Annotated in this window: 23 protein-coding genes and 1 riboswitch; of the genes, 5 read left to right on the top strand and 18 right to left on the bottom strand. The window is 41.4% G+C overall.

The features are described from left to right. Positions 1 to 65 precede the first annotated feature (65 nt). The 14 genes from HMPREF1195_RS02545 to nox form a co-directional block, all read right to left on the bottom strand. Positions 66 to 1,328, bottom strand: a complete 1,263-nt coding sequence (locus HMPREF1195_RS02545) for a nucleobase:cation symporter-2 family protein (RefSeq protein ID WP_023918098.1) — start codon at positions 1,326 to 1,328, stop codon at positions 66 to 68. Further along, the gene (locus tag HMPREF1195_RS02540; protein ID WP_003001484.1) at positions 1,328 to 1,909 is read right to left on the bottom strand and encodes a xanthine phosphoribosyltransferase; all 582 of its coding nucleotides are present in this window, start codon (positions 1,907 to 1,909) and stop codon (positions 1,328 to 1,330) included. Before HMPREF1195_RS02540 ends, HMPREF1195_RS02545 begins: the two co-directional genes overlap by 1 nt. Positions 1,910 to 1,999: 90 nt before the next feature. Further along, positions 2,000 to 2,095, bottom strand: a riboswitch (purine riboswitch). Next, positions 2,085 to 3,068 (bottom strand): GMP reductase, encoded by a 984-nt coding sequence (gene guaC / locus HMPREF1195_RS02535; RefSeq protein WP_037599307.1) that lies wholly within the window; start codon positions 3,066 to 3,068, stop codon positions 2,085 to 2,087. It overlaps the preceding riboswitch by 11 nt. A 182-nt stretch (positions 3,069 to 3,250) precedes the next feature. Further along, on the bottom strand, positions 3,251 to 3,976 hold the full coding sequence (locus HMPREF1195_RS02530) for an alpha/beta fold hydrolase (RefSeq protein ID WP_023918096.1): 726 nt from the start codon (positions 3,974 to 3,976) through the stop codon (positions 3,251 to 3,253). A 42-nt stretch (positions 3,977 to 4,018) separates the two neighbouring features. Further along, positions 4,019 to 4,615, bottom strand: coding sequence for a hypothetical protein (locus HMPREF1195_RS02525; protein WP_023918094.1), 597 nt, complete (start codon positions 4,613 to 4,615; stop codon positions 4,019 to 4,021). Positions 4,616 to 4,765: 150 nt separating this feature from the next. Continuing rightward, positions 4,766 to 5,302, bottom strand: coding sequence for a hypothetical protein (locus HMPREF1195_RS02520; protein WP_023918092.1), 537 nt, complete (start codon positions 5,300 to 5,302; stop codon positions 4,766 to 4,768). A gap of 314 nt (positions 5,303 to 5,616) precedes the next feature. Continuing rightward, positions 5,617 to 6,234, bottom strand: a complete 618-nt coding sequence (locus HMPREF1195_RS02515) for an SAP domain-containing protein (protein WP_023918090.1) — start codon at positions 6,232 to 6,234, stop codon at positions 5,617 to 5,619. Positions 6,235 to 6,947: 713 nt separating this feature from the next. Then, a complete protein-coding gene (locus HMPREF1195_RS02510; RefSeq protein WP_023918087.1) occupies positions 6,948 to 7,145 on the bottom strand; it encodes a Sec-independent protein translocase subunit TatA/TatB in 198 nt (65 codons plus the stop codon). Further along, entirely contained in the window at positions 7,145 to 7,864 is a 720-nt protein-coding gene (gene tatC, locus HMPREF1195_RS02505) for a twin-arginine translocase subunit TatC (RefSeq protein WP_024056040.1), read from the bottom strand. Before tatC ends, HMPREF1195_RS02510 begins: the two co-directional genes overlap by 1 nt. Next, a complete protein-coding gene (locus HMPREF1195_RS02500; RefSeq protein WP_023918083.1) occupies positions 7,851 to 9,536 on the bottom strand; it encodes an FTR1 family iron permease in 1,686 nt (561 codons plus the stop codon). The genes tatC and HMPREF1195_RS02500 overlap by 14 nt, the downstream gene beginning before the upstream one ends. Beyond that, positions 9,514 to 10,719, bottom strand: coding sequence for an iron uptake transporter deferrochelatase/peroxidase subunit (gene efeB / locus HMPREF1195_RS02495; protein ID WP_023918081.1), 1,206 nt, complete (start codon positions 10,717 to 10,719; stop codon positions 9,514 to 9,516). The genes HMPREF1195_RS02500 and efeB overlap by 23 nt, the downstream gene beginning before the upstream one ends. Before the next feature lie 5 nt (positions 10,720 to 10,724). Then, positions 10,725 to 11,597, bottom strand: coding sequence for an iron uptake system protein EfeO (efeO, locus tag HMPREF1195_RS02490; protein ID WP_023918079.1), 873 nt, complete (start codon positions 11,595 to 11,597; stop codon positions 10,725 to 10,727). A gap of 110 nt (positions 11,598 to 11,707) precedes the next feature. Then, entirely contained in the window at positions 11,708 to 13,252 is a 1,545-nt protein-coding gene (locus HMPREF1195_RS02485; protein ID WP_023918077.1) for a ClC family H(+)/Cl(-) exchange transporter, read from the bottom strand. 360 nt (positions 13,253 to 13,612) lie between these two features. Continuing rightward, positions 13,613 to 14,989, bottom strand: coding sequence for a H2O-forming NADH oxidase (nox, locus tag HMPREF1195_RS02480; protein ID WP_023918076.1), 1,377 nt, complete (start codon positions 14,987 to 14,989; stop codon positions 13,613 to 13,615). Positions 14,990 to 15,213: 224 nt separating this feature from the next. Between nox and HMPREF1195_RS02475 the strand changes: the two genes are divergently transcribed. Genes HMPREF1195_RS02475 through HMPREF1195_RS02465 form a run of 3 tightly spaced genes read left to right on the top strand, consistent with a single transcriptional unit; the run spans position 15,214 to position 18,031 of the window. Then, the gene (locus HMPREF1195_RS02475; RefSeq protein ID WP_023918075.1) at positions 15,214 to 16,137 is read left to right on the top strand and encodes an FAD:protein FMN transferase; all 924 of its coding nucleotides are present in this window, start codon (positions 15,214 to 15,216) and stop codon (positions 16,135 to 16,137) included. 25 nt (positions 16,138 to 16,162) lie between these two features. Continuing rightward, positions 16,163 to 16,768, top strand: coding sequence for an NADPH-dependent FMN reductase (locus HMPREF1195_RS02470; RefSeq protein WP_023918073.1), 606 nt, complete (start codon positions 16,163 to 16,165; stop codon positions 16,766 to 16,768). Between the two features lie 18 nt (positions 16,769 to 16,786). Continuing rightward, positions 16,787 to 18,031 carry an NAD(P)H-dependent oxidoreductase gene (locus tag HMPREF1195_RS02465; protein WP_023918071.1) on the top strand — a complete coding sequence of 415 codons (1,245 nt, stop codon included), beginning with the start codon at positions 16,787 to 16,789 and terminating at the stop codon, positions 18,029 to 18,031. A gap of 37 nt (positions 18,032 to 18,068) precedes the next feature. Here HMPREF1195_RS02465 and HMPREF1195_RS02460 read toward each other — a convergent pair whose 3' ends face one another. From HMPREF1195_RS02460 to brnQ, 3 genes are all read right to left on the bottom strand, one after another. Further along, a complete protein-coding gene (locus HMPREF1195_RS02460) occupies positions 18,069 to 18,629 on the bottom strand; it encodes a TlpA family protein disulfide reductase (protein ID WP_037599449.1) in 561 nt (186 codons plus the stop codon). Positions 18,630 to 18,653: 24 nt separating this feature from the next. Beyond that, complete coding sequence (gene ccdA2, locus HMPREF1195_RS02455) at positions 18,654 to 19,361, bottom strand: thiol-disulfide oxidoreductase-associated membrane protein CcdA2 (RefSeq protein WP_023918067.1); 708 nt, start codon at positions 19,359 to 19,361, stop codon at positions 18,654 to 18,656. Between the two features lie 154 nt (positions 19,362 to 19,515). After that, positions 19,516 to 20,832 (bottom strand): branched-chain amino acid transport system II carrier protein, encoded by a 1,317-nt coding sequence (brnQ, locus tag HMPREF1195_RS02450; RefSeq protein ID WP_023918066.1) that lies wholly within the window; start codon positions 20,830 to 20,832, stop codon positions 19,516 to 19,518. Positions 20,833 to 20,967: 135 nt separating this feature from the next. On the opposite strand from brnQ, the gene HMPREF1195_RS02445 reads away from it, so the two are divergent. Continuing rightward, on the top strand, positions 20,968 to 21,996 hold the full coding sequence (locus tag HMPREF1195_RS02445; protein ID WP_023918064.1) for a YdcF family protein: 1,029 nt from the start codon (positions 20,968 to 20,970) through the stop codon (positions 21,994 to 21,996). A 186-nt stretch (positions 21,997 to 22,182) separates the two neighbouring features. On the opposite strand, the gene HMPREF1195_RS02440 is transcribed toward HMPREF1195_RS02445, so the two are convergent. Then, positions 22,183 to 22,737 (bottom strand): GNAT family N-acetyltransferase, encoded by a 555-nt coding sequence (locus HMPREF1195_RS02440; RefSeq protein WP_003011957.1) that lies wholly within the window; start codon positions 22,735 to 22,737, stop codon positions 22,183 to 22,185. Positions 22,738 to 22,833: 96 nt separating this feature from the next. Here HMPREF1195_RS02440 and HMPREF1195_RS02435 point away from each other — a divergent pair, with 96 nt between their 5' ends. Then, complete coding sequence (locus HMPREF1195_RS02435; protein WP_023918063.1) at positions 22,834 to 24,177, top strand: MATE family efflux transporter; 1,344 nt, start codon at positions 22,834 to 22,836, stop codon at positions 24,175 to 24,177. Positions 24,178 to 24,200 lie beyond the last annotated feature (23 nt).

Below are 24,200 nucleotides of genomic sequence, written 5' to 3'. Positions count from 1 at the left end.
CTCTACTATATGTTTCCTTAAAAGTCAAAAAACCGAAGATCCAAGGACCTCCGGTTCATGTGAGATTAGTGTTTGTTGCGGTTTAAAATAGCATTGAGAACGATCGCCAAGACACTGGCAACGACAATTCCGTTAGCAAAGAACATTTGGAATCCTGTTGGAAGGCCATTGAAGAGGGTACTGTTGTTCAAACCAAACCCTGCAGCAATCGATACAGCAGCGATCAAGAAGTTGTGCTCATTGTGTTCAAAATCAACACGCGCAAGAATCTGCATCCCTTGAATCGATACAAAACCAAACATGACTAGCATCGCTCCCCCAAGAACTGGACTTGGAATAATTTGTGCTAAAGCTCCAAACTTAGGAAGGAGACCAAGAAGAACAAGGAAACCAGCCGCGTAGTAGATTGGCAAGCGAGTCTTGATACCAGACAATTTCACCAAGCCAACGTTTTGTGAGAATCCGGTGTAAGGGAAGGTGTTGAAGATACCACCGAGGAGAACAGCCAACCCTTCAGCACGGTAACCATTGCGAAGGCGCGTGCTATTAATTGGATCTTTGGTAATATCAGAAAGTGCAAGATAGACACCTGTTGATTCAACCATAGAAACTGTCGCGATGATACACATCATGACGATTGAGGTGATTTCAAACTTAGGAGCTCCAAAGAAGAAAGGTGTTGGAACGTGAACGACTGGTGCTTGAGCCACAGGTGTGAAGTCAACCAAGCCCATAGAAGCCGCAATAGCAGTACCTACGATCAAACCAATCAAAATTGAAATGGATTTAATAAACCCAGTCGTATAGATATTAACAACTAAAATGATGAGAATGGTCACCACAGCCAAAATCAAGCTTTGAACGGTTGGTTTTGGCGCATTATTTCCCATATTTCCAATCGCTACTGGAATCAAAGTCAAACCAATGGTTGTAATAACAGATCCCGTTACAATAGATGGGAAGAGATTGGCAATCTTAGAGAAGAAACCAGATACAAGGATGACATAAATCCCTGAGACAATCAAGGCACCAAACATGGCCCCACTACCATGGCTAGCTCCAATCATGCTGAGAGGTGCCACAGACTGGAAGGCAACCCCAAGGACTACCGGAAGACCGATCCCAAAGTATTTATTGAGCTGCACTTGAAGGAAAGTTGCTACCCCACACATGAAGATATCTGTAGAGATGAGGTAAGTTAGTTGATGAGCGTTATAGCCCAAAGCTCCTGCGATCATGATCGGCACCAAAATAGATCCCGAATACATGGCCAAAAGGTGTTGCAAGCCTAGAATGGCCGCCTGTGAATGGCTTTCTTGTTTTTGCATTAGATGTCTGCCTCCTTAAATACAACCTGACCATTTTCAAAACGGTCCAAACGTGCGAGGGATACAACTGGATATCCCAACTCTTCTAACAATCCCCGTCCATCTTGGAAGGATTTTTCAATCACGATCCCAATCGCTTCGACTTGAGCACCAGCTTGTTCGATGATTTGAATCAAGCCTTTGGCTGCTTGGCCATTTGCAAGGAAATCATCAATGATCAAAACCTTATCTGATGGATCCAAAAATTTACCCGCAATTGAAACGGTGCTGGTGACTTGCTTGGTAAAGGAATAAACCTCAGCCGTCAAGATACCCTCATTCATGGTGATGTTTTTAGCCTTCTTAGCAAAGATCATGGGAACATCCAAGGCTTCAGCTACATAAAGGGCTGGTGCAATCCCAGATGCTTCAATGGTTACGACTTTCGTCACACCAGCATCTTTAAACCGGTCCGCAAAAGTCTGACCAATCTCTTTCATCAATTTAAAATCCACTTGGTGGGTCAAAAAGGAATCCACCTTGAGGATATTCTCACCTAAAACATTACCATCTTTTAAGATGCGCTCTTCAAGTAATTTCATACTTCCTCCTACTTTTTAAAAAATCCTCTACTTCATTCACAAAACACAAAAAAGCCTGCTAAGCAAGCCTTGAAATCTCTCTAAAAAGAGAAATAATCCCGACTTACTTATTGTTAGGTGTTCCGGCACCTTGTAGAAACATCACGCCCATTCGTGAAATAAATAAGTAATTCAATTAGTGTGCATCGCCATTCCAGATAGAATTCTTAACGATCACATAGTCAACATGTTTCAAATCTGCTAATTTCCGGCCTCCTGCATAAGAGATCGAACTTTGCAAATCTTGTTCCATTTCCGTTAAAGTGTCTTGCAAATGACCCTTGGCAGGCAATAAAATCTTCTTACCTTCGACGTTCTTATAAGCGCCTTTTTGGTACTCTGAAGCAGATCCATAGTACTCTTTGAAAGACTCTCCATCAATCTCTACTGTTTTACCAGGACTTTCGATATGTCCTGCAAAGAGAGAACCGATCATGACCATAGACGCCCCGAAACGAATCGATTTAGCAATATCTCCATGGGTCCGAATACCACCGTCCGCAATGATTGGCTTACGAGCTGCTTTTGAGCACCAGCGAAGAGCAGCCAATTGCCAACCACCTGTACCAAATCCAGTCTTCACTTTGGTGATACAAACCTTACCAGGACCGATTCCGACCTTAGTCGCATCAGCTCCTGCATTTTCCAATTCACGAACAGCTTCAGGAGTTCCAACATTTCCAGCAATGACAAAGGTATCTGGTAATTCTTTCTTGATGTGTTGAATCATCCGAATGACACTATCCGCATGACCGTGTGCGATATCAATAGTGATGTACTCAGGCGCATCTGCCTTTAATTGACTCACAAAGTCGTATTCGTATTCCTTAACACCAACCGAAATGGAAGCGATCAAACCTTGATCATGCATGCGTTTGACAAAAGGAATCCGACCTGCTTCATCAAACCGGTGCATGATATAGAAATACCCACCACGCGCCAACTGCTCTGCTACACTCTCATCCAAGATCGTCTGCATATTAGCCGGAACGACTGGAAGCTTGAAGGTATGCTTTCCAAATTGGACGGTTGTATCTGCTTCTGACCGGCTATTGATGATACATTTGTTGGGAATCAACTGAATATCTTCATAGTCGAAAATAGGAAATTCATTTAACATAGATTGAAAAATCTCTTTTCTAAAAACTGACCTACCTATGCGCAAGCGCATCGCTACGTCTCTTGACGTTTCCTTGATAGATTATACCAAAGATACGGACCTAATGCAATGGGAATGATTTTATAGGAAATAACGTTCGGAAATTACAAGATAAAAACCTGTTTCAAAAAAGAAAACAGGTTTTATTTATGAACATTTTGGAGCCAATTGTTGACTTCTCTAGCTACAATTTCTGGCGCCTCTGTATACAGTTCGTGCCCCAAAGCATCTAGCAAAACTTGCTTGATCTGGGGATCTAGTTGCTTCAGAGCTTCTTTTCTCCATTCAGGTTCTTCTTGGTATCGAGGTCCAATAAAGAGGACAGGCAGGTCCGCCAGTGGAATCTGGTAAGTCTTGATCCGACGCCGTAGACGCAATAAAGCCATGACCTTTTCGAGATCCAGATTTAATTCATATTGTTCACTTGCTGGATTCCAGCGAAAGCTAGCCTCTACTGCTTTTCGCGCTATAGGAGTAGGATCTTCTCCATCACCAAGTTCTGATAACACGGCTTCTTCTAAAGTTGCAAAAACTTGCTGCTGCATGAAGGACGCCGTTCCTTCTAGTTCTTCTTCAAGAGGCAGGATCTTTTCCATATCCAGATAACCCCCATCCAGGAGAATCAAAGCCTGGATCTGAGGAAACTCAGTAGCCAGATAACGAGCCAAATCTCCACCCAAGGAATGCCCAAATAAGCAGATCTCTTCAGCCTGGCCAACCCGACCTTGGAACCAATCACGAAGATCGTTTTCTGTCTGAATCATTTCCCTATAGGGATCTAGAAAGGTCACAGGAAAGCCTAGCTCATCCATTAGTGGAGCCAGATGGTAGCTATTACCACCTAGGCCACCGATAAAATAATACTGCATGTGTTTTGTCCTTTCTTTTTCATTCTATTTCATTGGTTAGCGCTACTCTCTCGCGTCTCCTTTATGGAGTTCCGTATTATAAACAATTTCTGCACCAGGGCTTCCTTTATCATCCTTTACGACTCCTATTAACTGACCATCTTCTACTAATAATTCAATATTTTCATCTGTACTACTTGCCTCTGTGAGTATAGCTCTCTTAGGCAAATGCTCCTCATTTGAAACGTCTACAGGTTTGCCATTTGAGTCCAGTAACTCAATGACTTCATTGCCACCTCCATCAAAATCAAGAACAATGTCTGAAATCAATCCATAACTTAATGGAATAAATTTCTTTATTTTATCTCCCAGAGTAGCTTTATTTCCATACTTGTCATAGATCGTCGGACGCACATAGGCATTTGAGAATGTTGACCCTTCTTCAGTAACGTAGATTGGGGAGAACTCAATCTTCTCAATCCCAGTATAGTGTTCTTTGATGTAGGTTCCGATTTGTTCTTCTAGCAAAAGAAAACCATGCTTATAGAGCTTTGTTGTTTTCGGTCCAAGATTCGGCTTCGTTAGTTTATTGTAGACAAAGTAACTACCGGATAGGATGAAAATTAAAATAGCAATGATCTTTACCCACTTTCTGCTCATCAGTCGCTCCTCCTTCTATCTACTTCAGTATAGCATATTTGGTTGGCTTTCCATCGCTATTCCTAACGAAACGGAATATAAAGATTTGAAATGTGGCGAAATTTTAAAGCATTTCACAGTCTCATGAAATACTTTTAAACTGTATTATTTTTATATGAATAGAAGACTAGTTCCTTCAGTTTTCTTGGTCTCTTCAATCCAATATTGCTCCTCTTTGGGGATCAAATGATCAAAACGTCCTGAAAAAAACTTCCATCCGTTTGGCACATATCTTTCGTAGTTTTTCATCCCCAGATGGTTTGAATAAAATTCTTCTTTATCAAAATCGATGAAAAGATCCGGAAGCAAGGCTTTTCCTTCCAGAATAATCTCTGAATTCAAGTTCTCCTCTTCCATTGAACGTTTGATCATTGAGATCAATTCTTCAACCGTCACCTTCAGCCAATCATCTTTATACATTTCTAAGTAGCTCTCAAGATTGCTTTTTGTAATCACATGAAGATTCTGCTGAATCTCAGGTAAATAGGAGAAATCAACATCCAGACCTGCTTCCTGGTATGCCTGAATATATTTATCGATATCCATTGTCCACATTTCGTTTGAACAAATATACCAGTTAAACTGATGATTTGCAATAACCCCAACAATATTTATTTCTGGTTTCTCTATCAATTGGTCTTTATTCACTAGTTTTTTCTCCCCTTCTCCTATCTACTTGTTCCGAACTGACAATAGGACTTACTTACCAAACATTATATATCTATGATACCGAATTATATTTTGACAAGCAAGTTAATGACCGAGTCGCTAACAAAAAAGCCAGCTAAAAGGGTTTAGCTGACTGATGTCATATCTAATAAATCTTTCTCTGCTCGATCATCTAGCAGAGAAAGCAAGTATCCCACATTCTCTTATATTCTATAAAACAAAAAAGCACTCTGCAAAAACAGAGTGCTATCGTCTTTAATACTTTATATTCCGTTCGACAAACTTGAAGTTGTTTACTTACAGTACTCCTCTATTTTGTAGCTATATTCTTTTAGAAGTCCCCGTGAATAAATTTTTTTATTTTTTGAATCTCTAACTTCATTCCAAAGGATAGCCGCAACTTTTAACTTGTTGGAGTAATGATTGCTAAATTCATCGGCACAAAAGTCTTTTAGAAATTGATTCCATTGGCAAGCTGAATTATCATACTTGGCGTAGTCTGACTCTCCATAGTATATTTTAATCATATCTTGGATTGTAAAATTTATGTTGTTGTCCCGTTTTACTTTTCTCCAAGCAGTTGCCATATCAGCATTAAACTTAAACGGATTAACACCTGTTACAGCTGAAAAATAATCACGAAATTTCTGATTAAAGGAAAACCCACATTCAAGTAATGATGTATTTAGGGTTATTATTTCGGTTTGATTTTTGTTTCTTTTCCTCAAAACTTTTTCTACTCTATTTCCCCTAAAATATTGTTCTATAATATGATTTAATTCTTTTTTTGTACATCTGTATTCTAATCCAAGGTACTTACAAATTTGTGAAAGCTCTTCTCGATACCAGTAGTATCTGTTAAATTCTTCAAATGATTTTATATCTCTAAAATCAGGTCTATGTTCTTCCAAATGCTCGCCTCTACAACTCCAAATTTATCTCATTATACCATAGATAATAAAAGTCATATCAATTTATACCCATGCCACATAAAGCTATAACAGAATATATTACAATCTTGTAATTACTGTATTTCTATTAAGCTTAACATTCTTATAAAATAAATAAGAAAAACAAACGATATAGTCCATCACTAGTAACAAGAAATACTAGAAGTTGAAAGATATAAAAACATTTAAATGGAAAGCATAGCAATAAACAAAACAGTCAGTAAAACGATGGTTTTGTTGTGTTGTTTCACTTGCTTTCTAATTTCCTCTTTTGACTTTATCCGCAGACGCCCTTTGTATTTTGATTTAGTCATGGAACTTCTAATAAGTTCGCTGACGTCCGTACTCACTTAAGGAAAGTTTTTTATATGACTTTATCTTCAATCTGAGACCGTTAAAACCTCTTTGTTTGAATCTTTCTAACTGAATTGGACACAAAAAATCCACTCACTCGGGGTGAAATGGATTGTTTCTTCATTAACGGTTCAACAAGAAATTGAACAATTTTTCGACAATTTTTACGACCAACCAGCATAAGAATCCGATATAGCTAAAATAGAAAATGAGTGACAAAATCGTAATAATCATGGTTTCCTCCTTCGTCGATTGCAAGTACTTGTCTTATTATACCTTTTTATGCAATCGAACTCAATAGAATTTTGAAAATTGTCTGATTATTCTTTTTCTTCTTTAGCTTCTTTGGCGTCTTGATCTGCTTCTTCACTGCCTTTATTGACAGCTGTCTTAAATTCAGCAAACATTTTGCCGATAGACTGGCCCAACTCAGGCAGGCGTTTTGGTCCAAAAATCAAGAGGGCGCCCAGGATGATGATGATCAAACCTGGTGCTCCAATATCACGTAAAATTCCCATTAGTTTCTCCTTTTTCTTGAATAGATGACTTTACTGATGGCGACACTGACTTCAAATAAGAGGATCAAAGGGAGTGTCATGGCCAAGTCACTGATAAAGTCTGCAGGGGTTAGCACGACGGCCAAGACCAGCAGGACAAAGTAAGCGTAACGTCGGTAGGTTATTAAAAACTGTGGTGTCAAGAGCCCAATCGAGGTCAGAAAAGCGACCAAAACTGGTAACTCGAACAAGACCCCTAAAGGCAAGGTGGTGTGCCATAAGAAGGTTAAATAATTTTGTGCCGTCAATTGGGTATCAAACAGCCCTTCTCCCAAGCGCATCAAGACCTCTAAAATAGCTGGGCTGACAAAGAAATAACCAAACGCCAGCCCAAGCACAAAGCAAATAAAGCTAGCTGGAATGTAGGCAAAGACTGCACGCGCCTCCTTCTCCCTTAAAGCCGGTCTCACAAATTGCCAAATCTGGTAGACAATAAAGGGCAGTGTCAGACTAAAAGCTGAGAGATTGGCCAGCGATACATAGATCCAGAGGATATCATTTGGACCCAGTACCAGCAGTTTTTGATGGAGGCTAGCGGTCAAGATCTGGTAGAGTTCTCCTCCAAATACAAAGGCTACGATGAAGACGATAATATAACACAAGACCACTGCGATCAATCGTTTTCGAAATTCGACCAAGTGCTCGACAATGGTCATTTTATCTGCTCTACTCTTTGCCATGTTGTCTCACCGTGATAAGGGCGATCAGGGCCACAAAGAGTAGTTGGGGAAGAAGAACTTCCCAGCTTGGATAGATCCCTGCCCAATCAATGGTAGGAAATCCATTGACCAAATGACTCGGTAGGATATTGGTCAACTGAAGGGCATGGATGCTAACACCGAGCATCTTGAAGGCCAAGGCGTAGATTAACCACGTCAGAATGAAAAAGATTCGATGAGGTTGGATGGCTTGACTGGCCTTGGTCATGGCCACTGCAATAAGGATGAGAACAGCTATGGCAAGCCCGATTCCTAATAAGAAATTCGTGGTTGTAATCCGTGGAATGATTCCAACATAGAAGAGAATAGTCTCAGCCCCTTCACGAAAGACTGCTAAGAAACTGAGGGCAAACATAGAGACAAAACTTCCTGTAGCCGTTACCGTCTTCATCTGACGGTCCATGAAGGCATTCCACTGTTTGACAGAGGACTTGCTGTGGAGCCAAATTCCGATGAGGATCATCATGACCACAGCGAAAATCCCAACGCCACCTTCAATAATTTCCCGGTTAGAGCCCGAAGTAACGGCTGGAAAAGCGACTTGCAGAACAAGAGCGATCGCTGCGCTGGCAAGAACCCCCGCAGCAGCTCCACCGTAGACCCATTTGAGGCCTTTCCTCATCTTAGCGGCCTTAAGGGTCGTCACAAGGGCCATGACGATCAGAAGCGCTTCTACTCCTTCACGTAGAAGAATCAACATAGCATCAAAAGCGTTGTAAGAAGCTGTCGTATCGATCGCAGAAAGGTCCCTGATCAAGGCTTGTAATTTCTCTTGATAGGTCTTTTCTTTCCCCTTAACCATAATGACCGGGGATTCACTCTCTACGCGCGTGTAGAGGCTTGGATTGGTCGTGCTGACATCCCCCTCAATGGTTGGCCAGATGGTGATGAACTGCTTCATAGTTGCTGCAGCAGATTTATCGTCGCCAGATTGGAATTGGCTTTGCGCCTTCTCCAAAAGCTTGATCCCATCTTTCAGTGTCAAATCCGGACTAGCACTGCTAATCGCTTCTCCTTTTACAAAGGCATCAATCCCATTTTTGAGGTCATCATAGGAGGACTGGATGCTGGTGAAGTCAGTAGGCTCTGTTTCAATGCTACTACGTAAGAGCGAAATGGCCGTCTCGATTTTGCCATAGTAGGCTGTGCTATGATCCCTTACCACTGCTTCGTTTCGTGTCCAGGTATTATTGAGATCTGCATAGGTTTGACGGGTTTTATCCAGATCCTTAGCTGTAATGGCATCTTGTAGGTTCTTAAAGTAAGGAGCGAGGCGACTCACGAGTTTGTCTTTTTCCGCCTCTAAATCGACCGGATTTTGTTCTTTTTCAAAAGCTAGCAGGGCTGATGAGATCTTGGTGAGATCCTCTTTGGTTACCTCCCCTTTTATAGCTAGAGCTTGGCTAACTTTTTTTCCTGCCTTGGAATCATGGTGATCTTTGGATTCAAAATCATCCTGAATCTCAGCGATCAATTCCTTGGCCTTATCCTGGTTCTTATTTTCTACAGCGGTTGTTGCATCTGTGATCTTGATAAAGAGATCGCTATAAGATTCCGCAGCCACTGGATGAGTCCAGAACAAGGCAAGAAGGCCTAACAAGATCAAAAGTTTATTCAAAGAGTGCTTGACCAAGGTAGCCTCCTTTCTCAACACCTGCAAAGCAAGCAAAGAGTCCACTTCCGATATGGGTGATGTACTCGTTCATTTTATCCTCTGCACCTAGATTGGTTTGGATTTTAACAAAACTGTTTGGATCTTTTTGAAAGGCGATAAAGATCAAGCCAGCATCAAATTGCCCAGTCTGTTCATTGATGCCATCCGAATAAGAATAAGAACGCCGTAAAATCGGTCGATCCACTTCTTTGGCCAAACGAACATGTGAATCAACTGGTAGTTTAGATAAATCTACTTCATCAAATTCGTTGGTTTTACCAAAGGGAGCACCGGATTCCTTGTAGCGACCAAAGGTATTTTCCTGCTCCTGCAAATTGGTTCGGTCCCAAGTTTCCAAGTGCATTTGCACTAGGCGAAGAGCCATATAGGAACCACCCTTCATCCAATCCTTGCTATCAGTCCAGACGACCTTGTCAAAATCCTTCTCCGTCGTGACATTTGCTGTTCCATCCTTGAAACCAAAGAGGTTGCGGGGCGTTTCTTTTCGGTCACCAATAGCTGCAAATCCTGATTTGCTCCACTTCATGGTGATGGTATTGCGACCTTTGCGGATGAGATTTCGGACCGCATGAAAGGCTACTTGCTCATCGTCGGCACAGGCCTGAATGACGATATCGCCACCAGTGTATTTGTCCTGCAACTGCTCCTTTGGAAATGGAGGCAAATCACGAAAGAGCTTGGGACGTTTGGACTCCAAGCCCAGTTTCTTTAGAAAGGAAGCTGAAACCCCAAACGTCAGGCTCAAGCGATAGGGGTTGAGTCCCACTGTTTCACCTGTATCTGTTGGTGGCAAGAGGGCATTGGAACCATCTTTTTTGACCAATTCTCCTTCGACTAATTTACTACTATAGTCGGTCCAGTCTTTAAAAAGCTGGATGACTTCTTTTTTATCCGTCGTGTGAAGATCCAGCACCACCAAGTAGCAAGTCTTCTGCATGGCCGTCGTAATCCCGGCTTGGTGCTTGCCATAAAAGGAGATGTCTTCATCCCCATCATAAGCTTTTTTAATGGAACTGTCTTGATTAGCGAAAAAAGCAGATGCACCAGAGAGACCCAGCGCTAGACCAGCCCCTCCGATACCTGCTTTTTTAAGAAATTCACGACGGTCCATTTTTTTATCTAAAAATTTTTCGTCAGCCATTTTTCTTATTTCCCATCTAAAATCACACCCATTTGAGACAAAGGTTCACCAAGTTTGGTCACAGCTTCTGCCAATTCCTTGGTATCTTCCTTGGATAAATCTGTGTAAGACTTATAGTTTGAATCATCTGTCATGTGTTTGTCCAATAAAGCATTCACATTCTTAAATTCTGCTTCCAAGGTTTTAACCAATTTGGCATCTTTTTTCTCAATCAAAGGTTTAAAGAGAGAGAAGATCTTTTCAGCCCCTTCAATATTGGCACGAAAGTCGTAAAGATCTGTATGAGAGAAGACTTCTTCTTCACCTGTAATCTTTTGCGTTGCCACTTCATTGAGCAAATCGACAGCTCCAGTCAACATGATATCCGGTGTGACTTCTACTGTAGCAATTTTAGCTTTCAACTCCTTTATATCGTTCACCAGTTGGTCAGCATATTTGTCTGTTCCATCTGTAGTATTGTTTTCCCAAAGGATACGCTCAATCCGGTGGAAACCTGACCAGCCATCTTCTGATTTATTTTCATCCACATAATCCACCAAGCGGTAGTCGATCTTGACATCCGATTCTCCGAAGGTTTCAGCAATCGGTTCAGACCGTTCATAGGCCATGCGGATCAAGGGATATTGCTTTTTAGCTTCTTCCAAATTTCCCGCCTTTAGCGTAGCTCGGAATCCTTCTGTATCCTTGAGCAATTGGTCGATTTGCATTTCGACAAAGTCTTTGTATTCAGCTGTCGCATTGTCCAAGGTCTTCTGGTCAGCCTTTGACAACTGCACCGTTGAGCTGGTTTGCGTCTTTTGACTCGACTGTTTGCTACTAGAATTTGCACACCCTGCTAAAAGAGCAACACTCAATAAGAGTAGACTATATTTTTTCATGAAAGACTTCTCCTCTTTTGTTCTTGGACTTATTTTACCAGAAGTTTTCTCATTTTTCAACAATTGTCTGAAAATTTAATAATAGAAAGACTTTTCTAAGAAACTGTCTTTTACAAAAGAATATCCTTGACTCGTCCAATTTCAGATTCTTTCACCACCACAAAGATGCTATCACCTAGATACAAGCGGGTCGCACCATTGACCGTATAGCTCTTACCACTTCGCATTTGCGTAGTAATCAAAATATCTTGAGGGAGTTCGAGTTCATGAACTTGTTTCCCTGCAATCTTTTCGGATACAGGAATCTCAATCAAGGTCAACTCTCCTTCTTCTTGCGCCTTATCAGGTAAGAGTTGCTCCAGCATGGCTTCATAGACTGGTGCTCCATGGAAGAGATCCATGATCATGTAAGCCAGCAAGGTGACCATACCCAGTGGCATTAAACTACGAATATCACCGACCATCTCTGTTACCAAAATCATAGCGGTTAAAGGAGCTTTCGAAATAGCCCCAAAATACCCACTCATTCCTAAAATAATGAAGAGAGGTAATTGATTTTGAGAGATAAAGCCAATGTTTTGGAGGAAAGTTCCAACGATCGCGCCTAAAAGAGATCCTAAAGCTAGAATGGGCAAGAAAATTCCGCCAGGTAGACCACTACCATAGCTCAACATACTCCAGATAAACCGGATCGTAAAATAGAGAAGGATCGATAGAACTGGATACGGTACTCGAGCCAAATCCAAAACCAATTGGTTCCCGCCACCAAGAATTTGTGGAAGGAAATAGCCGATTGGAATAATCGAGACAAAGGCAAATAAGGAAGAGTAATGAGAGGGAACATGAAAAATCTTCTCAAGTAAACGATACAATCGACCGATATTCAGAACCACTACTTCATAGACATAACCTGCTGCCCCCAAAAAGACTCCAAGAAAAAGGTAAATCCAGTACTGAGACAAATGGAGCGGCGGAATATTTTGCGGCATATGAAGTACGGGTGTTTGACCAAAGACATTGAGTGAAATAAAATTAGCAGTCAGACTAGCGGCCAAGGTCGAAATCCAAAAGAATCGAGAAAAATGATGATAGACCTCTTCAACCACAAATAAAAGCCCTGCTATCGGTGCATTAAAGGCGGCCGCAAGGCCAGCAGCAGCTCCACTTGCAATCAAAGACCGCTCTTCAACCGGGCTGACCTTCAAATGATGGGCTACTCCTTTTCCACCCATAGCCCCTAATTGAATACTAGGACCTTCACGACCAAGCATCAAGCCACTTCCGATGGCCAAGACACCTAAAATATACTTCTTCCACAAGGTATCCCACCAGCTCACCGCCAAAAGACCCTTGAGCTCTGCTTCGACTTGCGGAATTCCCGATCCCTTGATATCCCGATTGGTGCGAATGAGGCGACCAGAAATCAGTACGATCACCCCATACCCCAACAGCATCGCCAGCAAATAAAGTGGTTGACCAGACATCTCCTTGTAAACGCCTTGAACAAAATGAAAAATATGTTCGATCAAAAAACGAAAACTTGAGACGATGCAGCCCACAACGATCCCAACCAGAACACCTCTGACAATATGGGCCACAATTGAACTAGAGGCAAAATGAAATTCCTTTTTTAAGGCTTCTTCTTTAGCAGACATTCCCTAACTCCTTCAAACTCTTATCCTATTCATTATACCTTATTTCACTGCCTCTGAATACATGGAAAGACAGAAAAAAACAAAACCACCCTTGTTAGTTTTGTTTAGAATGTAGACAAACCATTTTATCAAGTAAATTAAGTTAAGAAATTCTACAAAGAAATATAAATATGTTCTATTATTATGGAATGAATAAAGAAAAGTCAAAACTTTCCGCTGTGAGAAAAGTGCCTGAAACAATACAGTTTCAGGCACTCGGAATTATTGAGACCTTAGGCTCAATAATTAGTCATGGAACTTCGTAGAAGTTCGCTGACGTCCGTACTCACCTAAGGAAAGTTTTTAATAGAACTTTAGCTATTATTCAGCAGTTAAAGCTGCCATTGTGATGTAGTTGTAAGGTTTGTTGAAGTGTGGCAAGAAGAACAAGTCCGTCAAAGCCAACTTATCAATCGTCACGTGTTCTTGAATCGCAAGTGAGAACATGTGAATAGCCATTGAGATAGCGCTATCACGTGATACCATTTGAGCTCCAAGGATTTGACGAGTGTCTTTATCGTAGACGATCTTGATACCAACCTCATAGTTATCGTGTTTGATAAATTCAGGTTTTTGAAGGTCGTTGAAGCCAGTTTCAGTGGCATTGAAGCCTGCAGCTTTCGCTTTTTCAAGAGTCAAACCAGTTGAAACCATGTGAAGGCCATAGATAGAGATACCGTTAGAACCTTGAACACCGATTCCTTCTAATTCATGACCAGTCGCATTGTAGGCACCAACAATACCTGAACGAACCGCATTAGACGCAAGAGCGATGTAGCTCATTTCACCACGTGCATTGTCATAGATAGTCGCACAGTCACCAACTGCATAGACACCTGGAAGTGACGTTTCTTGTTTTTTATCGACAAGGAAGGCACCGTTGCGGAAGAGTTCAATCTTACCATCTGCAAGAGCTGTATTTGGACGGAAACCAACAGCCAAGATGACCATATCTACGTCGAAGGTTTCTTTATCGGTTACAAGACGTTCTACCTTACCATCTCCTTCAACTGCTTGAACAGTTTGTCCAAGAGCCAAACGGATGTTGTGGTCTTCCAAGTTTTTCGCCATGATGTCTGTAAAGTCTTTGTCATAGTAGCCGTTCAAGACAGTGTCCACGATATCCACCAAGACAACGTCTTTACCAAGACGTTCGAAAGCTTCAGCAAGTTCAACACCGATGTAACCACCACCAACTACGGCGATACGATTCAAGTGTTTGCTGTTGTCTTTCAATTTTTCGATCACTTCTTCAGCGTTTTGGTACAATTTAACGAATTGAAGATTTTCAAGAGTTGCTTTGAATTCGCGGTTACCAGGTACGATTTCAACTCCTTTAATTGGAGGAATGATTGGTGTTGATCCAGTCGCAAAGATCAATTTTTCGTAAGATTCTTTATGTTCTTTTCCATCAACTTCCGCTGTAACCACTTTGTTGTCATAGTCAATTGAAAGAACAGGTGAATTCATGTAGACTTTTGCACCTTTTGCTTCCAATTTTTCTTTGTCAGAGTAGAAAAGACCTTCAGGACCATCGATTTGTTCACCGATCCAAAGCGCCATCCCACATCCAAGGAATGAAATGTTTGAGTTTTGGTCAAAAACTACAATTTCATTTTCATTTCCGAAATTATCTAACATAGTGTTGATACAAGCTGTTCCGGCATGGTTAGCCCCTACAACAACGATTTTACTCATAGAATAAATCCTACCTTTAATTTAATTTACTTCTTTAGTATATCATAAAAATGATATCGGTTACAATTATTTTGCTCAGAATTTGTGATCTTTTTTTCAATTTTCAAGAAAATCCCACTTCACATGTTTCAAAAAATGTCAAACAATATGCTTGAAATAATTGTGAAAACGATATCTTTTTGATATACTGTAAGTAAGTGAAAATAGGAAAGGATAGATTTTTAGTGGACCTAAGTAGTCGATCCGAACGTTTGATGGGAACGACCATCACTGTTTCGATCTGTCACCCACAAGCGAATGAACTCTTAGCCCGCTGCTTTGAACTTCTTCGCTCCTACGAACATCGCTTCAGTGCCAATGATGCAAGTTCTGAACTCATGGAGGTCAATTACCAAGCTGGTATTGCTCCTGTCCAAGTTCATCCAGATCTTTTTGAACTGATTGCATTAGGAACCTTGCATAGTCAAGCTCAAAACAGCCATTTAAACATCGCCATTGGTCCTCTTGTACAGACCTGGCGAATTGGATTTTCAGATGCTAGACGTCCCCAGCAAGGGGAAATTAATCAAGCTCTGACCATGATCGATCCTCACCGAATTCAGCTCGACCCAGAAAACCATACGGTCTTTCTTATGCGTCCTGGAATGAAGATCGATTTAGGTGCCTTGGCTAAGGGCTATAGTGCAGACTGCATTGCGACTTTTTTAAAGAGCCAGGGAGTAACAGATGCCTTGATCGATCTTGGAGGAAATATCCTCACTGTCGGTCAACATCCCGTCAAACAGCAACCTTGGCGGATTGGCATTCAAAATCCAGTCGAAAAAAGAGGTCAGCACCTACTGGTCCTCTCTGTCAAGGATAAATCTATTGTCACCTCTGGCATCTACGAGCGTCATTTAGAAGTGGACGGCCAGTCGTTTCACCACATCTTTGATAGCGCGACGGGCTATCCGGTCGAGACAGACTTAGCCAGTATCACCATCATATCTGATCGATCCGTAGACGGGGAGATATGGACTACCCGCTTGTTCGGGGAATCTCCTGCTTCTATCCTCAACACTGTTGAATCACTTCCTGGTATAGATACCTTATTGGTTTCTCAATCAGGCAAGATCGCCTATACAAGTGGGCTTCAATCTTATTTATAATTCTCCTATCAGAAAGGAATTTTCCATGATAAAACTTATTGCGATTGTGGGGACTAACTCCAAACGTTCTACAAACCGTCAACTGCTTCAATACATGCAAAAACATTTTGCTGATAAGGCTGAGATCGAATTGGTCGAAATTAAAGATATCCCTGTCTTTAACAAACCAGCCGACAAACAAGTTCCTGAAGCTGTCTTAGATATTGTTGCAAAAATTGAAGAAGCTGATGGGGTCATTATTGGAACTCCAGAATACGACCACTCTATTCCAGCAGTCTTGATGAGTGCACTCGCTTGGCTCTCATACGGAGTCTTCCCATTGTTGAACAAACCGGTCATGATTACTGGGGCATCATACGGTACGTTGGGATCTTCACGCGCCCAACTCCAACTTCGCCAAATCTTAAATGCTCCTGAAATTAAAGCGAATGTCTTGCCAGATGAATTCTTGCTCTCTCATTCATTGCAAGCCTTTGATCAAAATGGAGACTTGGTGGATTTAGATGTCATTCAAAAATTAGATGCGGTCTTCAATGATTTCCGTGTGTTTGTAAAAATTACAGACAAATTGCGCAACGCCCAAGAATTACTTCGCAAAGATGCTGAAGAATTTGACTGGGAAAACTTGTAAGATAGGAGACAGAAAAGAATGAAATTTGTTGGACTTGTAGGCTCAAACTACGATCAATCATATAACCGTAAACTTTTGGAATTCATTCGCCGCCAATTTAAAATCAAATTTGAATTGGAAGTTCTTGAAATCGACGAAGTTCCAATGTTTAACCAAGATGAAAAATGGGACGAAAGTTTCCAATTGCGTCTTTTATATAACAAAATCACTCGTGCAGATGGTGTTATCATTGCCACTCCAGAGCACAACCATACGATCTCTGCTGCTCTCAAGTCTGTTCTTGAATGGCTCTCTTTCGAGGTGCATCCATTTGAAAACAAACCGGTTATGATCGTCGGTGCTTCTTACTATGATCAAGGGACTTCACGTGCGCAAGTTCACCTCCGTAAGATCCTCGATGCCCCAGGTGTCAATGCTTATACCCTTCCAGGAAATGAATTCCTTCTTGGAAAAGCCAAAGAAGCTTTTGACGAAGACGGCAATATCATTAACGAGGGAACCGTCAAATTCCTTGAAACCTGCTTGGATAATTTTATGAAATACGTTGAGGTTGTATCTAAATTGAAAAAACCAAAACCAATTGAACCAGAAGACTTGGATTGTAATCATCCAATCGCTACAACTGTTACTGAAGTCGATCCTGACGATCCAGATTGGGTAGAAAAAGTAGCTGAAATCACTGGTGCCGTTTCCGGCGATACCTATGTCAAACTCGACCACGGTATCCTAACCGTTAACCAAATTGATATGTTCTTAAAGGCTATGCCATTTGAATTGACCTATGCCGATGATAACAACCAATTCCTCTACTACAACAATGCCCATCAAGATCCTGATACCATGTTTGCCAAACGCGTGCCACCTCAATCAGGAAGCCGGATGTCAACCGTTCATGGTTCCCTACCACCAGCACGTATGAAAAACGTAGAATGGGTGATTGGTACCCTTCGTAACGGTAACCAAGACTATGTTCGGACCATTGTTCCAGGTTCTCCTGAAGGCGTGATTAACACTCACAACTACCAAGCTATGTACTATGAAGATGGTTCTTACGCTGGTATCAATGAGATTGTCTTCAACTTCAAACCATGGTTGGACTGGTACCTGCAAACAACAGGTCAACGTCTAGTTGGTGGAAGCGGTCCATTTGCTCCTGCTGGTGGACACGGTAGTGCAGATGCAACTTCTGGTGCTTCTGATGCTGGAGGACATGGTGACGGAGGGCACGGAGATGCCGATGCCACTTCTGGTGCAAGCAACTAAGAAACAATAAAAAAATGAAGCTTCGTGCTTCATTTTTTTATTGTAACTCTTTGATAATCTTCTTAGCATCGTCGTTTGAAATAGCCCCTAATTGGACATGTCCAATTTTCCCATGACTGTCTATAAAGACTTCTGTAGGAATAGAGCGAACCTGATAATCTGCAAATGCAGAACCGTCTGGATTGTACAAGACCGGTACGGACTTGTAATCTTGTTGATCAAACCATTTAACGAATTCTTCTTCTGTTTTTTCACCTTGGAGTCCCGGTGCCATAATGGTCAAAATTTCAAAGTCTCTATCCGTATCCTTGACCAATTTCTCTAATTCAGGCATACTTTTCCGGCAAGGACCACACCAGGTTGCCCAAAATTTCAAATAAACCTTCTTCCCTTTGTAGTCTGAAAGTTTAACCGTATTCCCCTTCATATCCTTTAGTTCAAAGTCACTAGCGTCTTTTCCTACCAAAGCATTCTTATTCGTTGTTGTATTCATTGTTGGCTGATTGTCCATACTACTCTCACTGGATTGATTCATGGAACAAGCTGACAGCAAAGCTAAAGAGAGGACTGAGAAACAAGCGTATTTAAAACCTTTCATCATGCGTTAAACCTCCGGATTATTTTATGAAAAGATAGATGACAAACTGTTCAATTGTCCCAAAAGTAAGAGAATTCCCATCAGAATAATGATGGCTCCGCCGATTTTCTTCAGCAATAACAAATGGGGTTTGAGACGATTAAAGTAAGGTAGGACCAGACTAGATGCTAAGGCCAAGAGTAAAAACGGAAGAGCCATTCCCAAGGTATAAACAAAGAGATAAATAGCTCCCATAAGAGCATCTTGCCCATCTGATGCTGCTAAAGCAAGAACCGATCCTAATACCGGACCAATACAAGGGGTCCAACCAAAACTAAAACCAAGACCAAGTAGAAAAGCTGAAAACAATTCATTCTTCTGTTTGTTGGCTCCAAAATCCATTGTTTTTTGCTTCTCAAGGAAATGAAAGTGGAAAACTTCCATTTGATGAAGACCAAGGATAATGATAAGGGCTCCCATCAGATAACGGAACCAATTGGTGTACATGATCTTTCCAAGCAAGCCCGCTCCAAAACCAATGAGGAGGAAAATAACAGAAATACCTGCAATAAAACAAAGGGTTTTCAGCAAGCCATGCCAGCGAATTTTTTTCCCGAACAATCGGATAGCCTTTTCCTGATCACTTCCTAGTAAGATTCCAATATAAACCGGCAGCAAAGGAAAGACACAGGGAGAAAAGAAAGACAGAATACCCGCAAGAAAAACTGTCAATGAAAAAATGATTGGATTCATAGTTCACTCCGTATATTGATATGCTACATTCAGTATAGCATTGACTGACAAAAAATAAAAATTTCTGCTACGTTTTTTTACTAAAGTTTGGATTTAGATACTAGTTTCAAAAGAAAAACTCTAAAGCACAAACCTTTAGAGTTTTTAATATAACTTATTCTTCTGCCGTTTGTTTATTTGGTAATACGAGCGATAAAAGAATCCCGATGACTACTGGCACTAACCATGGAAGAGATTGAGCCGCAAATGGAAGCAAAGCAATCCCCTTTTCTACTAGTGAAATTTTAAAGGTACTTGCCAGAACACTTGCAAGAGAGACCAAGCTGGCCAAGAAAATAGTCAGTTGCATTCCTGGTTTTGAAAGAGCCACAAATTTATTCACTATCACAATCAATACAATGGTAATGGTGATTGGGTAAAGAATCATCAAGACTGGCAATGAGAAAGCAATAATGGTATTCAAGCCAAGGTTGGCAATCGCAAAACCAATCAGAGTGAAGACAGTTGCATAGACCTTGTAAGAAACCTTAGGGAAGGTGCTATGGAAGAATTCACTGGTAGAGACGATCAAACCAGCTGTTGTGGTAAAGCAAGTTACCGTCACCATTCCTGCTAGGAAAATCTGAGCAGTCGGACCAAAGATCGCTTTGGTCGCTTCTGATAATACATACACCCCTTTATTGGTATCAGATGCCATAACAGAAGCTGGAATTGGAAAATGATTTCCCAGATATCCTAAGCCAATATACAGCACACTAAAACCAAGGGCTACAACAATTCCAACCAACCAAATGGTCTTGATATATTCTTTCTTACTTGAAAATCCAAGTTGATTCAAGGTAGTCACTGCGATCACACTAAAGGCAACAGATGCCAAGGCATCCAAGGTATTGTACCCCTCTAAAAATCCTTGCCCAAAGGCAGAAGCCTGATAGGCTTTGGTGGCCACCATTGGAGCGTGTCCACTGTATTTCAGAGCCCCAAGAACGACCAAGATCAAAATGAGAATCGCAAAGATCGGGGTCAAAATACGACCGATCCGATCTAGAATCTTAGATGGATTCAAAGCAATCAGAAAGGCTAGCAAAAAGTAGACCAGGGTAAAAATGAAAAGTGCTAAACTGGCATTCATTCCACCTAATAAGGGGGCTATCCCCACTTCGAAAGATACCGTCGCCGTTCTTGGAATGGCAAAGAAAGGACCAATCGAAAGATAAAGCGCAACTAAGTATACAATCGCGAAAACAGGTGAAATCTTACGAGAAATCTCATCAATATATCCTTTGGGATTAAGTGTACCGATAATCAAGGTCACAATGGCAATTCCCACGCCTGAAAGGACAAACCCAGCAATAGCTGGCCAAAATTGATTACCCGATAAAGCACCAAGAGTCGGTGGGAAAATCAGGTTTCCAGCACCAAAAAAAATACCAAACAGTAATAAACCTGTCAGGGAACCTTTTCGTAACATACGATCTCCTTAAAAAAACGATAATCTTAACTTTATCAAATTCATTTGAAGAAAGCAACTTATTTGCATGAACAATCCGCTAGTTCTATCAGTCATTATGGTACAATGGATGTAAGATTTTACGAGGTGCAAAACATGTATCTATATCTATTCTGGTTATTTCCAGCTCTTATTTTTTTATTGTTCTTTATGAGTGATCGCAGAAGGCTTTTCAATGCTTATCTCTTTTCGATAAACCTGGGGCTTCTTCTACTGATTTCTGCATTTCTACTAGTCGTTCGAACTGAGCTATGGTTTAATCAACAAATTGCAATGATTGTTTTTGTAGTGATTTCCATCCTCGTTTTTCTCAGCATTATTTTCTCATCTATCTTTCTCCTTTTTAACGGCCGTCAAATGATGCTTTTTGAAGGAAAAAGACTGGCCAACCTCCTCTCTCTGCTTTATGGACTGTTTATTATCGGAGCTTTGGCACTACATTTTCTACCCTATTTCCCAGGGAATGACATCCTCATTTATCTGACTGACTTTGCCCTGTTTTACATGACCTTTCTCTACCTCTCTTATGTATCCTATGGGACCTTTTGCAATCTCTTTCCGGTTCGCAAAGAGCCAGACGCCATCATCATCCTTGGCTCAGGTTTGATCGGAGACAAGGTTCCCCCACTCTTGGCCCAGCGTCTTGAGAAGGGAAAGGCCATTTATGAGCAGTTCAAGGAACGACCAAAGCTGATTGTTTCTGGTGGTCAAGGATCAGATGAGCTCATCGCAGAGGCGGAAGCTATGGCCAGATACTTGATGGAACATGGGGTGCCAGAAGACGCCATTCTCATCGAGAATCGCTCTCGTACTACTTTTGAAAACCTGACCTTTAGCAAGCGTATCCTTGAAGAACAGGGGCTTGGCAAGAGAGTCCTTGTGGTAACCAATTCTTTTCACGCGCTCCGTGCAGGTGTCTTTATGAGACGATTGAAAATACCTGGTCGAAGTATCGGTTCAAGAACAGCTTTTTACTATCTCCCATCCGCTTGGATTCGAGAAACCGTTGGCTTGGTTTCACTTTATTGGAAATGGCATGTTACCTTCCTAGCTCTTCTATTTCTGCCTTGGTTCTTTACACAAATCATGAAACTGATTGAGTTCTTCATGCAACATCTAAACTAAAAGAGAGTGGGACAGAAATCGGTAATTCGTTAGAATTCGATTTCGTCGTCCCACCTCCGCACAGTTGAGTAGGGCTGTAAAAGCTGATGAAATCAGCGTAGTAGAGCCCACTCAACCACTGCGTCTTGCTCGACAATCCAAAAAATAATTGAGAGGCTAGGACTTTTGTCCCAGCCTCTTTCTTGTCTAGTGGTCACTAAAGCGTCTATATTTAATTCGGAAATCGAAATAATTTTCTTCCTGCAGTTTACGGAAAATATCGCGATAAGCCTCTTCGTCAAAGTGATCACCCCGATAGAGAATTTCAAAGCTCAGTCCTTCGTATTCTAAAAAGGCATTGGCAGTTTTAAATCCATTTCGCTTATAGAAATCCATCCGAGACTGACGTTGCTCTAGATTGTCACATTCTTCATCTAAACGTTCCACTTCAAGAATCATGGTTCTTTGGTAAAATTCTACCAATTTTTCAATGATTTCTTGACCATAACCATGGCTACGTAGGTGGGGCATAATGGCAAAGAAGCTAACATAAAAAACTTTCTGATTATAGATAGAAAAAGCAAAGCCTACAAATTCTTCTTCGTTATAAAAAGCAAAAAAATTAGCATCGTCATTGTCCGTATAACGCAGGTATTCCGACAAAGGAACTCGCTCTTCTTCTGGAAATGCCTCGATATTCAGCCTCTCGACCTTGTCCAGATCTGGGAACGTTTCCGTGATTAATTGACTGGTTAAGCTCATAAAAGCCTCCTTTTCTGCCCTGATTATACCAAAAAATGTAAGGGCCTTCAACTATCGACGCTTGTCGCTGGTTCCTGAAGTTGGTATAATGACACTATGAAAAGAATTCAGCGTGTGGTCCTCATAGATGGTCCTATTTTACCCGCTCTTTTGAGTTTTGCCTTTCCTATTCTTTTGTCCAATATCTTTCAACAACTCTACAATACCTCGGATGTCATGATTGTAGGGCGTTTTTTAGGTCAAAAATCTTTGGCCGCCGTTGGAGCAACCTCTGCCATATTTGATTTGATCGTTGGATTTGCTGTCGGTGTTGGAAATGGGATGGGGATTATTATCGCGAGAAATTATGGAGCCAAAAACGAAGACCAATTACGAAAATCAGTCGCCGCAACTGCTATTATTGGTTGCATTCTCAGTTTCTTCGTGATCTTCATTGGTGCTGTCGGACTTTATCCCCTGCTCCAATTTTTAGGGACCCCATCAGCAATTGTGTCTCAGTCTTATCTCTATATCTCCACTATTGTCAATGGTGTGGCTGTGACCTTTGCCTATAATCTTTGCGCTGGACTTCTTAGAGCGGTTGGCGATAGCTTAGCGGCACTCTACTTCCTGATTATCGCTGCCATTCTCAATATTCTTCTCGATCTTTATTTTATTACCCAACTCCATCTCGGAGTCCAATCCGCTGGAATTGCGACCATTATTGCCCAGGGTATTTCGGCCCTTCTTTGTCTTCTCTATATTCGTAAGAAGGTCCCTTTTCTGCTCCCGCATCGCAAGGATTTTGTTTGGGAAAAGGAGCTTTATCAGGATCTGCTAAGTCAGGGCCTTGCCATGGGCCTCATGACTTCCATCGTTTCGATTGGAACGGTTATCCTCCAATCCGCTATTAATCAGCTTGGAACAACCATTATCAGTGCACAGGTCGCAGCCCGTCGTATCATGTCCTTTGCCGTTTTACCGATTACAGCTATCGCCTCAAGTATCACAACCTTTATCTCGCAGAATTTTGGCGCAGAGCAATTCCAGCGGATCAAAAAAGGCGTTACCATTGCCAACCTTCTTTCTTGGGTTTGGTCTGTCTTGGTTGCTGCTCTTCTATTCTTCACAAGTCCGTCTTTAACCAGCTTTATTTCCGGCTCGACAAATCCTGATCTCATTGCAAATGCCAGTCTTTATCTACAGATCAGCTCTTGCTTTTATCCTATTTTGGCGAGTCTCATTATCCTGAGAAATGCCCTACAGGGAATGGGTAAAAAATTAACCCCACTCACATCCAGTTTTATTGAATTGTTTGGAAAAATTTTCTTCGTTCTGTGGATTATTCCTCACACCGGCTACATGGGGGTCATTCTCTGCGAACCCCTTATCTGGATTCCCATGACCCTACAGCTCATCATAATCTATCGAAAAATCAGGTGCCAACTCCTTACTGAATAATGATTGATTAACAAGACCAAAAC

The organism is Streptococcus parasanguinis CC87K (assembly GCF_000507765.1).
GTDB classification, from domain to species: Bacteria; Bacillota; Bacilli; order Lactobacillales; family Streptococcaceae; genus Streptococcus; species Streptococcus parasanguinis_J.
This window is presented reverse-complemented; position numbering and strand designations above follow the sequence as displayed.